11 protein-coding genes and 1 pseudogene are annotated in these 13,125 nt (G+C 71.7%); 3 read left to right on the top strand and 9 right to left on the bottom strand.

What is annotated here, in order from left to right; genetic code table 11:
- Positions 1-24: 24 nt before the first annotated feature.
- From hpnD to BA175_RS04150, 9 genes are all read right to left on the bottom strand, one after another.
- On the bottom strand, positions 25-948 hold the full coding sequence (hpnD, locus tag BA175_RS04190) for a presqualene diphosphate synthase HpnD (protein WP_175420765.1): 924 nt from the start codon (positions 946-948) through the stop codon (positions 25-27).
- Positions 949-977: 29 nt separating this feature from the next.
- Complete coding sequence (gene hpnC, locus BA175_RS04185) at positions 978-1,895, bottom strand: squalene synthase HpnC (RefSeq protein WP_069169833.1); 918 nt, start codon at positions 1,893-1,895, stop codon at positions 978-980.
- A gap of 423 nt (positions 1,896-2,318) precedes the next feature.
- The gene (locus tag BA175_RS04180; protein ID WP_069169832.1) at positions 2,319-3,104 is read right to left on the bottom strand and encodes an ABC transporter ATP-binding protein; all 786 of its coding nucleotides are present in this window, start codon (positions 3,102-3,104) and stop codon (positions 2,319-2,321) included.
- Complete coding sequence (locus tag BA175_RS04175) at positions 3,097-4,026, bottom strand: ABC transporter permease (RefSeq protein WP_069169831.1); 930 nt, start codon at positions 4,024-4,026, stop codon at positions 3,097-3,099. Before BA175_RS04175 ends, BA175_RS04180 begins: the two co-directional genes overlap by 8 nt.
- Positions 4,027-4,128: 102 nt before the next feature.
- Positions 4,129-5,001 (bottom strand): glycosyltransferase family 2 protein, encoded by an 873-nt coding sequence (locus tag BA175_RS04170; protein WP_175420764.1) that lies wholly within the window; start codon positions 4,999-5,001, stop codon positions 4,129-4,131.
- An 8-nt stretch (positions 5,002-5,009) separates the two neighbouring features.
- The gene (locus BA175_RS04165; RefSeq protein WP_079159416.1) at positions 5,010-5,789 is read right to left on the bottom strand and encodes a CDP-alcohol phosphatidyltransferase family protein; all 780 of its coding nucleotides are present in this window, start codon (positions 5,787-5,789) and stop codon (positions 5,010-5,012) included.
- The gene (locus BA175_RS04160) at positions 5,767-6,828 is read right to left on the bottom strand and encodes an iron-containing alcohol dehydrogenase family protein (protein ID WP_069169828.1); all 1,062 of its coding nucleotides are present in this window, start codon (positions 6,826-6,828) and stop codon (positions 5,767-5,769) included. The genes BA175_RS04165 and BA175_RS04160 overlap by 23 nt, the downstream gene beginning before the upstream one ends.
- Complete coding sequence (locus tag BA175_RS04155) at positions 6,816-7,553, bottom strand: sugar phosphate nucleotidyltransferase (protein WP_069169827.1); 738 nt, start codon at positions 7,551-7,553, stop codon at positions 6,816-6,818. The genes BA175_RS04160 and BA175_RS04155 overlap by 13 nt, the downstream gene beginning before the upstream one ends.
- On the bottom strand, positions 7,550-9,304 hold the full coding sequence (locus tag BA175_RS04150) for a DUF5941 domain-containing protein (RefSeq protein WP_069169826.1): 1,755 nt from the start codon (positions 9,302-9,304) through the stop codon (positions 7,550-7,552). The genes BA175_RS04155 and BA175_RS04150 overlap by 4 nt, the downstream gene beginning before the upstream one ends.
- 472 nt (positions 9,305-9,776) lie before the next feature.
- Here BA175_RS04150 and galE point away from each other — a divergent pair, with 472 nt between their 5' ends.
- From galE to BA175_RS04135, 3 genes and pseudogenes are all read left to right on the top strand, one after another.
- A complete protein-coding gene (gene galE / locus BA175_RS04145; protein ID WP_069169825.1) occupies positions 9,777-10,760 on the top strand; it encodes a UDP-glucose 4-epimerase GalE in 984 nt (327 codons plus the stop codon).
- A 167-nt stretch (positions 10,761-10,927) separates the two neighbouring features.
- Positions 10,928-11,869, top strand: coding sequence for a cation diffusion facilitator family transporter (locus BA175_RS04140; protein WP_069169824.1), 942 nt, complete (start codon positions 10,928-10,930; stop codon positions 11,867-11,869).
- 235 nt (positions 11,870-12,104) lie between these two features.
- Positions 12,105-12,875 (top strand): annotated as a pseudogene (locus BA175_RS04135) (SAM-dependent methyltransferase); the annotation flags it as partial.
- Positions 12,876-13,125: the final 250 nt, after the last annotated feature.

Genomic DNA, 13,125 nt, shown 5'->3' with positions numbered 1-13,125 from the left:
GCCCGGAGCCGGGCCGGCGGTGAGTCATCGGGCCCGCCCCCCGGCCGTCCGGCGCGAGATGGAGCGCGCGTCGAGTCCCGAGAGGCCGCGTACGGCAACGTACGCCTTCTCGTGGCCGGGCAGCGAGACCCTGCCGCGCAGGACCGCTTCCGGGTCGCGTTCGATCCGGTCCAGGAGCCTGCGGTAGATGCCCGCCATGGCGGCCACACAGGCACCGCTGCGCCGGTCCAGCATGGGCAGCAGCCGGTATCCCTCGGCGAACAGGGCCCGGGCGCGCCGCACCTCGAAGTGCACCAGTCCGGCGAAGTCGGAGCCGGGTGGCGGGGTGGCCCGCCGGAACCCGGCGGCGCAGCCGAACTTGGCGAGGTCGTCGGCGGGCAGGTACGTACGCCCGTTGCCCGCGTCCTCGCGGACGTCGCGCAGGATGTTGGTGAGCTGGAGGGCGAGGCCGAGGGTGTCGGCGTACTCCGCGGCCCGGTCGGTACCGCGTGCGCCCGGCACCGTGCCGAAGACGCCCAGGCTGAGCCGTCCGATCGCACCGGCGACGCACCGGCAGTAGGTCCTGAGGTCGTCCCAGGTCTCGTAGTGCTCGCCGCGGACGTCCATCAGCACGCCGTCGATGAGCTCGTCGAGGCCGCCGAGCGGCAGCGGGAACCGGCGCGCGGCGTCGGCGAGCGCGACGGCGACCGGATCGGTGTCGTCCTCCTCGACGGCACCCTCCCGGATCCGGTCGAGCAGTGCGCGGGTGCCCTCCAGCCGGGTGCTCTTGGTCGCCGGATCCAGCTCGCCGTCGCCGATGTCGTCGACACGACGGGAGAAGGCGTACAGCGCCGACATGGCCTGACGCTTCGCGTACGGCAGCAGTCTGATGCCGTACGCGAAGTTCCTGGCCTGTTGTCCGGTGACGGCCTCGCAGTAGCTGTATGCGGCCTGTACCGGTGCCGACATGTACGTCGTCTGTCCCTCCACGGTCCGGCTCACCTCTCTCTGTGCGCTCTTCGCAGGACGGTTCCCACGGCGCGCAGCAGGCCGGGCGCGGTGGGTCCGGGCGGTCCGGGCAGTACGTCGAAGCCGGCGGCCGCAATCGCGTCGAGGGCGGCCCGTCCGCCGCCGACGAAGCCGGCGAGGAGCAGCCTGAGCCTGCCGTGGACGCTCCCCACCAGGGGGATGCCCTCGTCCAGCAGGTCATGGGCGCGCTGGGCCTCGAACGCGATCAGGGCGCGCAGGGACGCGCCCGCGGACGGCACGGCCAGGTCGGCCTCGCCCACGTGGAACCGGGCCATGTCGGCGGCGGGCAGGTAGATCCGGTCGCTGCCGAGGTCCTCGGCCACGTCCTGGAGGTGTTCGACGATCTGCAGGGCGGTGCAGACCGCGTCGGAGCGGCGGATGCGCTCGGGGCTCGCGGTGCCGGTGATCTGCAGGACGAGCCGGCCGACGGGGTTGGCGGAGAGCTCGCAGTAGGCCACGAGCTCCTCGTACGTCGCGTAGCGGCGGACCTTCTGGTCCTGGCGGTTGGCCTCGATGAGGCCGAGGAAGGGTTCGGGGGTGAGCGCGCAGCGTCGCACGGTGGGACGCAGGGAGCGCATCAGGGGGTGGCGCGGGCCCTCGCCGCGGCCGGCGAAGACCCGGTGCAGGTCGGCCTCCAGCGCGTCCAGCATGGCCGGCCGGTCCTCGGTCCGGCCGGCGTCCAGGCCGAGGTGGCGGGCGTCGGCGCCGCCGGGTGCCAGGTCGCCGTCGCCGATGTCGTCGACGAGGCGGGCGAATCCGTAGACCGCCATCAGGTCGTCGCGCCAGGCTCGAGGCAGGAAGAAGGGCGCCACGGGGAAGTTCTCGGCCGCGGCCTTGTCGAGCGTGCCGGTGGCGGCGTCGGTACGCGCCTGCTGGGTAGGGGTCACTGCGTACCGCCCGACGCGGGGACGGCGACACCACGTCGGAGCTGGAGATTCCCCATCATTGCCGTCATATCTCCCGTTCTACACTGCTGACCCAAAACATCCCTTTTCGGACACGCCGCTCGTCTTCCCGAGTGCGACAGGCGTACAACGGGTGAGGCACCGGGGGACGTATCGGCCCACACTGCCGCGAATCAGCACCGGTACAGCTTACGTTGTACAGCTCACAGGGCCGCTGCGGGGTCCAGCGCGCCTGGCTCACCACGCTGATCTCCGCCAACGATCCCCGTATCGCGGCTGATTGACGTCATCCGACGGGAGGAGATAGTCCCACCGGTCTCCTCCCGGCCCGCCGCACCGTGCGGATCCGCACACCGCGTGGCCCCCGCCGCTCTGCTCCGGCGGGGGCCACGCGGTCGCGACGGCCTACTTCCCGGTCTCCCGCTCGTACGCCTTCAGCACCTCGTCGGTGCCGCCGTCCATCAGGAGCTCCCCCTTCTCCAGCCACAGCACCCGGTCGCAGGTCTCCCTGATCGTCGTGTTGTTGTGGCTGACCAGGAAGACGGTGCCGGCCTCCTTGCGGAGCTCACGGATCCGCTCCTCGGAGCGGACCCGGAACTTGCGGTCACCGGTGGCGAGCGCCTCGTCGATCATGAGCACGTCGTGGTTCTTGGCCGCCGCGATCGAGAACCGCAGCCGCGCCGCCATACCGGAGGAGTACGTGCGCATCGGCAGCGTGATGAAGTCACCCTTCTCGTTGATCCCCGAGAAGTCCACGATGTCCTGGTACCGCTCGCGGATCTCCTCGCGGCTCATGCCCATGGCGAGGCCGCCGAGCACCACGTTGCGCTCACCGGTCAGATCGCTCATCAGTGCGGCGTTGACACCCAGCAGCGACGGCTGGCCGTCCGTGTAGACCTTGCCGGACTCCGTCGGCAGCAGTCCCGCGATGGCCCGCAGCAGGGTGGACTTGCCGGAGCCGTTCGTACCGATGAGACCGATCGCCTGGCCCCGGTAGGCGGTGAACGACACTCCCCGCACCGCGTGCACCTTGCGCACACCGCGCTGCTCGCCCTTGCCACGGCGCACCATGCGGCTCAGTGCGGCCGTGGCGCTGCCCTTGCCGCCGCGCGTGCCGTTGACCCGGTACACGATGTGCACCTCGTCGGCGATCACGGTGGGGATGTGTCCCTGGGACGATTCGTCAGCCACGGCCGTACCGTTCCTCTGCCTTCCAGAAGTACACGAAGCCCAGGACGCCCACCACGAGCGACCAGGCGAGACCGACGGCCCAGACGTGCGCCGGCAGGTTCTCGGAGCCGTAGCCGTCGATCAGCGCGAAGCGGACCAGGTCCATGTAGATGGCCGCCGGGTTGTACTGCAGCACGTCGGCGATCCACTGCGGCTTGTCGGCCAGCATCACCGGGATGGAGAACATGACGCCCGAGGCGTACATCCAGGTACGCATGATGAACGGCATCAACTGCGCGAGGTCCGGGGTCTTGCTGCCCAGCCGGGCCATGATCAGCGCCAGGCCGCTGTTGAAGAGGAACTGGAGCCCCAGCGCCGGCACGACCAGCAGCCAGGACAGCGTCGGATAGCTTCCGAAGCCCACCGCCACCGCGATCAGCACGATCATCGAGAACAGCAGCTGCTGGAGCTGCTGGAGCGAGAACGAGATCGGCAGGGAGGCCCGGGGGAAGTGCAGGGCGCGGACCAGGCCGAGGTTGCCGGAGATGGACCGCACCCCCGCCATGACGGAGTTCTGGGTGAAGGTGAAGACGAACACGCCGGTCACCAGGAAGGGGATGAAGACCTCCTGGCTCATCCCCTTCCTCGTCCCCAGGATCAGCCCGAAGATCAGGAAGTACACCAGGGCGTTCAGCAGGGGGGTGGCCACCTGCCACAGCTGGCCGAGCTTGGCCTGGCTGTACTGGGCGGTCAGCTTGGCTCTGGAGAACGCCAGGATGAAGTGGCGGCGGCCCCAGAGCTGCCGGATGTACGCGAACAGCCCGGGTCTGGCGCCGCTCACCGTCAGGCCGTACTTGTCGGCCAGCCGGGAGGCGCTCAGCCCCTCGTCGGCGGACGGCGGGGGGCTCAGCGCAAGCCCGCCGTCGTGGGTCGTGTCACTCACAAGTCAGAACTCTCGTCTTCACAATGCGCAGCCGGGCACGGCCGAGGGCGGACAGGTTCCCCGTACGGATGAATACGGCTCATGGTCTCAGAGGGAAGCCTCTCAGATCACAGGTGGTCGGCCCAGTCTGGTCAGCCGCCATACCGTACGCCACCTCATGGGGCGCCGCGGTCCGCAGGGCTTCGCCCAGCCCTCCCGGAAACCCCCGAACCAGGCCCTGAGCGCGGGCAGCGACGGCCTGCGGACCAGGGTGAGCAGAAGCCACACCCCGAGGTACGCGGGGACCAGCGGGGCGGGGAGGTTGCGGCGGGCGAGCCAGACCCTGTTGCGCGCGACCATACGGTGGTAGACCGCGTGCCGCGAAGGGGCGGTCGTGGGGTGGTTGAGCACCATGTCCGCGCGGTAGTCGATCATCCAGCCCGCGTCCAGGGCACGCCAGGCCAGGTCGGTCTCCTCGTGCGCGTAGAAGAAGCCCCCGGGCAGCGGGCCGACCTCGGCGATCACCTGGGTCCGCACGGCGTTGGCGCCGCCGAGGAACGTCGTCACCCGGGACGAGCGCATCGGGTCGGAGGCGCGCAGCCGCGGCACGTGCCGGCGCTGGGTGGCCCCGGTGTCCGGGTCGGCGATGCGGAAGGTGATGATGCCGAGCTTCGGGTCCGCCTCGAACGCCTGCCGGCAAAGCTCGGCGGTGTCGGTGTTCGGCAGCAGACCGTCGTCGTCGAGGAAGAGCAGGGCGTCCACGTCGGCGCCGGAGGGGCCGAAGGCCTCGATGCCGACGTTGCGGCCGGCGGGAATGCCCAGGTTCTCCGGAAGTTCCACCGTCCGGACGCCCGCGGGGACGTCGGGAACGGGGGCACCGTTGCCGACGACGACGACCTCGATCCGGTCACCGTCCTGCCCGGCGACCGAGTCGAGGAGCGCGCGCAGCTCGTCGGGGCGATTGCCCATCGTGATGACGACCGCGCCGAGCTTCATGGCGGAACTCACTTCAGCCTGCTGGACACCAGGATCGACACCAGGTGCAGCAGGGTCTGCAGCAACGCGATGCCGGCCAGCACCGCGACCGCGAGACGGCTGAAGAAGAGGTCGTCCCTGACCGTGTCGAGCACGGCCGTCACCAGGATGACCAGGGACGCCTCGATGCCGAGGATCAGCCGGTGGAACTTGAGCGCCCCGGCGGCACGGCGGGCGAGCGCCATGCCGGAGGAGCGCGGCTCGGACGCGGCCTCCTTGACGGGGGGCAGCCCGCCCTGGTGGCGTGCGACGCCGACGAGGTCGGTCTCGGCCTTGATCAGGATGGCACCCAGCGCGGCGAGTGTGCCCAGGAAGGCCCACAGCCAGTCGACGCGCCCCGGGCCCCACAGGTCGGCGGCACGCAGGCCGAAGCCGACCAGCACCGCCGCGTCGCAGAGGTAGGCGGCCACCCGGTCCAGATAGACCCCGCCCAGCGAGAACTGCTTCTTCCACCGGGCCACCTCGCCGTCGACGCAGTCGAACAGCAGGTAGAGCTGGACCGCGAGCACGCCGAGCAGGGCGCCGGGGATACCCGGGACCAGCAGAGCCGGAGCCGCGAGCACACCGGCGACGGTCATCACGTAGGTCAGCTGGTTGGGCGTGACCTTGGTGGTCACCAGACGCCGGGTGATGCGCAGCGAGATCTCGCGCATGTAGAGCCGGCCCGCCCAGTGCTCTCCGCTGCGCCGGTCCTTCACGCCCGGCGGGTGCACGACGGGACGGAGTTCAGCTATGGATGGCTTGTGCATAGTCGGCGTACGCGTCCCTGATCTGGTCGGTGGACAGGTTGAGGTGCTCCAGGACCGTGAAACGTCCCGGGCGCGTCTGCGGGGCGTACTCGACGGCCCTCACGAACTCTTCGGCGGTGAATCCGATCTCGTCGGGCAGGACCGGCAGCCCGTGGCGTCGCAGGGCGGTCGCCATGCCGAGCGCGTCCGCGCGGGCGCCGCGCAGGTGCATGGCGAAGCACGCACCGAGCCCGACCTGTTCCCCGTGGCTCGCCGCGCGCTTCGGGAACAGCAGGTCGAAGGCGTGGTTGATCTCGTGGCACGCGCCCGAGGCCGGCCGTGAGTCCCCGGCGATCGACATGGAGATGCCGGTCAGGACGAGACCTTCGGCGAGCACCGTGAGGAAGGCGTCGTCGCCGACCCCGCCGGGGTGGCGCAGCACCGCCTCCCCCGCCTGCCGGGCCATGGCGGCCGCCAGACCGTCGATGCTCTCGCCGCGCACCGCGTGGGCGAGTTCCCAGTCGGCGACGCAGGAGATGTTGGAGACCGCGTCCCCGATGCCCGAGCGCACGTACCGCGCGGGTGCCGCACGGATCACGTCGAGGTCGATGACGACGGCGATCGGGGTGGGGACCCCGTAGGAGCCCCGTCCGTTGTCGTTGTCCAGCGTGGCGACCGGGGAGCACAGGCCGTCGTGGGAGAGGTTCGTGGCGACGGCGACCATGGGCATGCCCACGCGTGCCGCGGCGTACTTCGCCACGTCGATGATCTTGCCGCCGCCGAGGCCCACGAGGGCGTCGTACCGGTTGCCCTTGATGCCGTCGGCCAGGCGTACCGCGGAGTCGAGCGTGCCGTCGGAGACGGGGTACCAGTCGGCGCCAGGCAGCACCGGGGCGAGCCGCTCGCGCAGGGCGCGTCCGGAACCCCCGCTGATCGCGATGGCGAGCTTGCCCGAGGCGGAGATCCGCTGGTCGGCGAGGAGGCCGGCCAGGTCGTCCATGGCCCCGCGCCGGATGTCGACGACGACGGGCGACGGGATGAGACGGGTCAGTACCGGCACGCGATCTCCCTGCCGCGGGCGAGGTCGTCGTGGTTGTCGATCTCGACCCAGGTCACCTCGCCGATGGGCGCCACGTCGACGGTGAAGCCGCGGTTCACGAGCTCCTGGTAGCCGTCCTCGTAGTAGAGGTCGGGGTCCCGCTCGAAGGTGGTCCGCAGCGCGTCGGCGAGTTCCTCGGCGGCCTCGGGCTCGATCAGCGTGACGCCGATGTACTCACCGGTCGCGGTGGCCGGGTCCATCAGCTTGGTGATCCGCCGGACGCCCTTGCCGTCCTCGGTGATGACCTTCATCTCCTCGTCGGCGAGGTTCTTCACCGTGTCGAGGGCGAGGATGATCTTCTGACCCCTGCCGCGGGCGTCCAGGAGGGTCTTCTCGACGGAGACCGGGTGCACGGTGTCGCCGTTGGCGAGGATGACGCCCTGCTTCAGGACCTCACGCGCGCACCACAGGGAGTAGGCGTTGTTCCACTCCTCGGCCTTGTCGTTGTCGATGAGCGTCAGCGTCACGCCGTACGTGGCCTCGAACTCGGCCTTGCGCGCGTAGACGGCTTCCTTGCGGTAGCCCACGACGACGGCGACCTCCTTGAGGCCGACCTCGGCGAAGTTGGCCAGCGTCAGGTCCAGGACCGTCTTCTCGCCGTCCACCGGCACCAGGGCCTTGGGCAGCGTGTCCGTGTAGGGACGCAGACGGCGTCCGGCACCGGCAGCCAGTACGAGGCCGATCATGCGAGTTCTCCTTCGTCGTGAACAGCGGGCGCCGAGGAGGACACCCAGAAGCGGATGGACTCCACGACCACCACGAGAGCCACGGCGGCCGCGAACGCGGTGAGAGCCGTGGTGAGGTCCGTGCTCCGGGCGAGTACGGCGGCGAGCACGGCCACGACGAGGGTCCGGCCCTCGTGTCCGCCGATGACGCGCACCAGCCACCGGGGCGGCGCACCGGTGCCGCCCCGGATGCGGTAGACGGTGTCGTAGTGATGGTAGGCGACCGCCGAAACCAGGCCGAAGGCCGCGGGCACGGCGTGCGGGACCTCGCTGCGGGCGGCCAGCACGAGGACCGTGCAGTACTCCGCGGCCCGGAAGAAGGGGGGGACGAGCCAGTCGAGCGCGCCCTTGAGCGGCCGGGAGACCGCGAGACCGGCCAGCACGGCGTAGACAGCCGCCGCACCGACGACGAGCCATCCGCCGTACGGGGTGAACAGTGCGGCCGCGACCATGGTCAGGGCTGCCAGGAGTGCCGTGAGCGGGGCCGTGAAGCCGCCGCCCGGGCGGCGCACCACGGCGGCGACGGCCTCGGCGAGCGGACCCGAGTCGGCGAGGTCGGCGAGCGCACGGGCCGCGCGGTCCGTGCGCCGCGCCTTGCGGGTGAGGGAGCGAAGCAGCCGGCCGGCCGTGGTGTAGCAGGCAGCCAGCGAGCAGCCGACGAGCAGGGCGTAGAAGACGACACGCGGTGTGGTCACCGCGGTCAGTACGGCGATCATGGCCCATCGCTCACCGATGGGCAGCACTATCATCCGCCGCAGCCAGACGGTCCAGCCGACGCTGTCGAGCTTGTCCGAGAGCGCGGCGGTGGGGCTCGTGTTGGAGACGGCGTCGTGGTTGGCCTCGTTGAACGAGAAGTCGACGACGTGACGGCAGGCCTGGAGCACCATCGCGCCGAGCGCGAGGGCCCATACGTCGTCCCCGCCGCGGGCCGCCCCCAGGGCGAGTCCCGCGTAGTACGCGTACTCCTTGGCCCGGTCGAAGGTGGCGTCCAGCCATGCGCCCATCGTGGAGTACTGCAGGGAGTAGCGGGCGAGCTGCCCGTCCGTGCAGTCCAGGACGAAGGAGAGGAGGAGGAGCACGCCGGCCGCGACGTAGCCGCCGCGGGTGCCGGTCGCCGCGCTGCCGGCCGCGACGAGAGCGGTGACCAGGGAGGCGGTGGTGACCTGGTTGGGGGTGAGGCCCCGGCGGGCGCACCAGCGGGCGATGTAGCGGGAGTACGGGCTGATGAAGTAGGTGGTGAAGAAGCCGTCGTGGGCCTTCACGGCGCTGCGCAGCCGCACGGCCTCGTCGTCCACGGCGTCCACGGCGGCCCGTGCGGCGTTCCGGTCCGCCGCGTCCGTGGGAACCACGGCCGTGAGGGAGCCGAGCTCGGGACGGTGCACGGGGGTGCCCTCCGCGTCCAGGGCCGCGGCGAGCCGGCCGGGCACCGTACGGTCCTCGGCGGCGGGCTCCGCGCCCTGCGGCGTGACGGGGCTCCCGGCTCCGACGGCGACGACGGTCCTGCGCAGGGCGCGCAGCAGCGCGCCCCGCGCCTCGGGCTGCGCGGTGAGCGCGCCGGGAACGGCGGCGGCGGCGAAGCGGGGGTCGGTCAGGGCGAGCCTGAGGGCGTGGACGTGTCCGACGAACCGCGGGTCGACGAGTGCGACGCGCCGGTCGGCGGGGACCGCGGCGAGCAGTCCGGCGGCCTCGGTGGCGTCGGCGGCGGCGGTCACGTGGAAGCCGAGCGACCGCAGATCGTCCTCGAGCGACGATCCGGGTACCGGCGCACCGGTGAGGATGGCGGTCGACAGACGAACTCACTCCTTGGGTGCTGACGGGAACGGCGCACGACCGCGGCGGTCCCGGAGGTACCGGCGGCAGATCGGCTGAGTCTTCCGGGTGACCTCCGGCCGGAGGGCGGACGCGGTCCTGTGCGTGCGATTCCAAAGGTGCCGGAAGGTCCTCGTAGCGCCGCTACCAGGGCATTTCGGCAACGCGGGAAGCGTGCGTGCCAGGGCGTGGCCGCCCGGTCGAAGGTCACCCGACAGGCCCAGAGGCTATCGGATGAACGGAAGACCGAGTTCACCGCCCGTTCGTGCTCCGTTCGGGTCGGCCGTGGCGCCGTACGGCGTCGTCCGCGATCATCATCGTCGATCGCCGCCTCGGCCCACAAACCGCGACCGGTCAGCGCATAGGCTGACGGGCATGACGTGGTTGATCACCGGCGGAGCGGGTTACATCGGGGCACATGTGGCGAAGGCCATGGCGGGCGCCGGGGAGCGGGTCGTCGTGCTCGACGACCTGTCCACGGGCGTCGAGGAGCGGCTGCCGGCCGAGATCCCGCTGGTCCGCGGCTCGGTCTCCGACCGGGACCGGGTCGACCGGGTGCTCGCCGAGTACGCCGTGACGGGTGTGGTGCACCTCGCGGCGAAGAAGCAGGTCGGCGAGTCCGTCGAGCAGCCGCTGCTCTACTACCGGGAGAACGTGGGCGGGCTCGGTGCCCTGCTCGAGGCCGTGGTGGCGGCCGGTGTGCGCCGGTTCGTCCTCTCCTCGTCGGCCGCGGTCTACGGCGTGCCGGACATGGACCTGATCGACGAGGCGGCTCCGTGCGTGCCGATCAACCCCTACGGCGAGACGAAGCTGGCCGGGGAGCTGCTGGTCCGGGCGGCGGGGCGGGCGTACGGGCTCTCCACCGCCTGCCTGCGCTACTTCAACGTGGCGGGAACCGCCGAGCCGGGGCTGTCCGACACGGGCGTCGACAACGTCGTGCCGATGTTCTTCGACCGGCTGACGCGCGGCGAGGCGCTCCGGATCTTCGGTGCCGACTACCCGACACCGGACGGGACCTGCGTCCGCGACTACATCCATGTCGCCGACCTGGCGGACGCGCATCTCGCGGTGGTCCGGGCCCTCACGGAACAGCCGGCGGGCGGGGACCTCACCCTGAACGTCGGCCGGGGGGAGGGAGTCTCCGTACGCGAGCTGGCCGACGTGGTGGGCGAGGTCACCGGCCTGCCGACGGCACCGGTGACCGAACCACGCCGGCCCGGGGACGCGCCGCGGGCCGTCGCGTCGGCCGCCCGGATGACCGCGGAGCTGGGCTGGACCGCCCGGCTCGGGGTACGCGACATGGTGGAGTCGGCCTGGGAGGGCTGGCGCCTGAACCATCCGCAGGCCCGCGCACGCTGAGCGGCGGCCTCGTCGCGCGGGCCCTGGCCCGCCGCCTTTTCCGCAGGTCAGAGCCGATGACAACGGTGTTCAGTACCGTGTTGCCCGGTACCCCCCTCCCGTAGTTCACTGGCACGGTCGGGCGGTGGGCGCCCGGCGTACTGCGACCGCGTTGCGGAGGCGTTCTCATGGGGGCTGGCCACGATCACGGGCACACGCACGCCGGGCCGCCCCCGACGGGAACGGCCGCCGCCGCGTACCGGGGCCGGCTCCGGGTCGCCCTCGGCATCACGCTCGGCGTCATGGTCATGGAGATCACCGGCGGGCTGCTCGCCGACTCCCTGGCGCTGATCGCGGACGCGGCCCACATGGCGACGGACGCGCTGGGCCTGGGCATGGCACTGCTGGCCATCCACTTCGCCAACAGGCCCGCGGGCCCCAACCGCACCTTCGGTTTCGCCCGCGCGGAGATCCTCGCCGCCCTGGCCAACTGCCTCCTTCTCCTGGGAGTCGGCGGCTATCTGGTCTTCGAGGCCGTGGACCGCTTCCTCACCCCCGCCGCGACCAGAGGCGGCCTGACCCTCGTGTTCGCCGCGGTGGGGCTGGTGGCCAACGTCGTCTCCCTGTCCCTGCTGATGCGCGGGCAGCGAGACAGCCTCAACGTGCGGGGCGCCTACCTCGAGGTCGTGGCGGACACGCTCGGCTCGGTGACGGTGCTCGTGGCCGCCGGCGTGATCATGGCCACGGGCTGGCAGGCCGCCGACCCGATCGCCTCGCTCCTCATCGGCCTGATGATCGTCCCCCGTACGGTGAAACTCCTGCGGGAGACGCTCGACGTCCTGCTGGAGGCGGCGCCCAAGGGCGTCGACATGGACGAGGTGCGCGCCCACATCACCGCTCTGCCGGGCGTGCTGGACGTCCACGACCTGCACGCCTGGACGATCACCTCGGGCATGCCCGTGCTGTCCGCGCACGTGGTCGTGCAGCAGGAGATGCTCGACTCGATCGGGCACGAGAAACTCCTGCACGAGCTGCAGGGCTGCCTGGGCGACCACTTCGACGTCGAGCACTGCACCTTCCAGCTGGAACCGAGCGGGCACGCGGCGCACGAGGCCCGGCTCTGCCACTGACCCCGCGGGCGGCCCGGTGCTAGGGTCGTCGCCGTACGGAGGGATCTCCCGGCCGTACGTCCGAGTCCCGAGCACGAACCCGTGGGAACAGAGGAGCTGAGGTTGATGACGGTCGCGACAGCCGCTGCCCGGCGCAGCAATCCGGCCTTCCCCGTTCTCCGGGTTCCCGGCTAGCCACTCGGCCGTTCTCACGTCGCCGCGTCGGCCGGGGCCCTCTCACCCAAGGGTTCCTACGTTGACCGACCATCTGCTCGACGCGTTCTTCGCACTGCACCACGCTCTGCCCCGGCAGAGCCCGGGCTCCGACGCCACCACGCGGCGGCTGCTCGCTCTCACCGGTCCCCGGCCGGCCCGTCCGCGCGTCCTCGACCTGGGCTGCGGCCCCGGCCGGGCCGCACTGCTGCTCGCCGCCGAGGCGGGCGCCGAGGTGACGGCGGTGGATCTGCACCAGCCGTTCCTCGACGAGCTCCGCGAGGCCGCCGACGCCCGCGGGCTCGGCGAGCGGATCCGTACCGTCAGGGCCGATATGGCCGAACTCACCGGTCCCCTGTTCGCCGACGCCTCCTTCGACCTGGTCTGGGCCGAGGGGTCGGCGTACATCATCGGCTTCGACACCGCGCTGCGCGACTGGCGCCGGCTCCTGGCTCCGGGGGGCTCCATGGTGATCACCGACTGCGTCTGGACCACCGATGCCCCGTCCGACGGGGCCCGCGCCTTCTGGGAGCGGCACGCCGCGCTGCGTCCCGTCGCGGACAACACCGCCGCCGCGGTGGCCGCGGGCTACGACGTGCGGGGGGTGCTGGTCCAGCCCGACAGCGACTGGGACGAGTACTACCTCCCGCTCGCCGAACGGGTCGCGGCGGCCGACCCGGCGGTCCCCGGCATGGAGGCGGCTCTCGCGGCCACGCGTGAGGAACTCGCGGTGCGCCGTGAGTACGGCGCGGAGTACGGCTACGCGGGCTATGTGCTGAGGACCTCCGCTTCCGGCCCGGAGACGGCGGCGGACACGGCCCGGCGGGAGGGAGCGGAGCCCGCACCCCGCTGACGCGGTTACGGTGTCCGGCGCGGCTGCGGCCGCGCCGGACACCGGACGGTTCCGTTCCGGTCCCGGCGGGCATGATCCCGGCGCCGACGGCCTTCGGAGTCCCGCGCGGTGTCCGCCCCGCCGCCCCCACGGGGTACGGCGGGGCGGACATGCCCACACCCGTAGTGCGGACAAGCGGCTTTTGTACGGCAGACTTGACCGCACTCGAGGG

Origin of the sequence: Streptomyces griseus (assembly GCF_001715295.1) — a bacterium.
In the GTDB taxonomy this organism is placed as follows: domain Bacteria; phylum Actinomycetota; class Actinomycetes; order Streptomycetales; family Streptomycetaceae; genus Streptomyces; species Streptomyces griseus_G.
The sequence above is the reverse complement of the archived record's forward strand: the minus strand, read 5'-3'. Positions and strand labels throughout refer to the sequence as shown.

Excerpts from the sequence above, each read along its gene's own strand:
- hpnD (WP_175420765.1), bottom strand. The coding sequence starts at position 948 with ATGTCGGCACCGGTACAGGCCGCATACAGCTACTGCGAGGCCGTCACC.
- BA175_RS04170 (WP_175420764.1), bottom strand. The coding sequence starts at position 5,001 with ATGAAGCTCGGCGCGGTCGTCATCACGATGGGCAATCGCCCCGACGAG.
- BA175_RS04165 (WP_079159416.1), bottom strand. The coding sequence starts at position 5,789 with ATGCACAAGCCATCCATAGCTGAACTCCGTCCCGTCGTGCACCCGCCG.
- BA175_RS04155 (WP_069169827.1), bottom strand. The coding sequence starts at position 7,553 with ATGATCGGCCTCGTACTGGCTGCCGGTGCCGGACGCCGTCTGCGTCCC.
- galE (WP_069169825.1), top strand. The coding sequence starts at position 9,777 with ATGACGTGGTTGATCACCGGCGGAGCGGGTTACATCGGGGCACATGTG.
- BA175_RS04140 (WP_069169824.1), top strand. The coding sequence starts at position 10,928 with ATGGGGGCTGGCCACGATCACGGGCACACGCACGCCGGGCCGCCCCCG.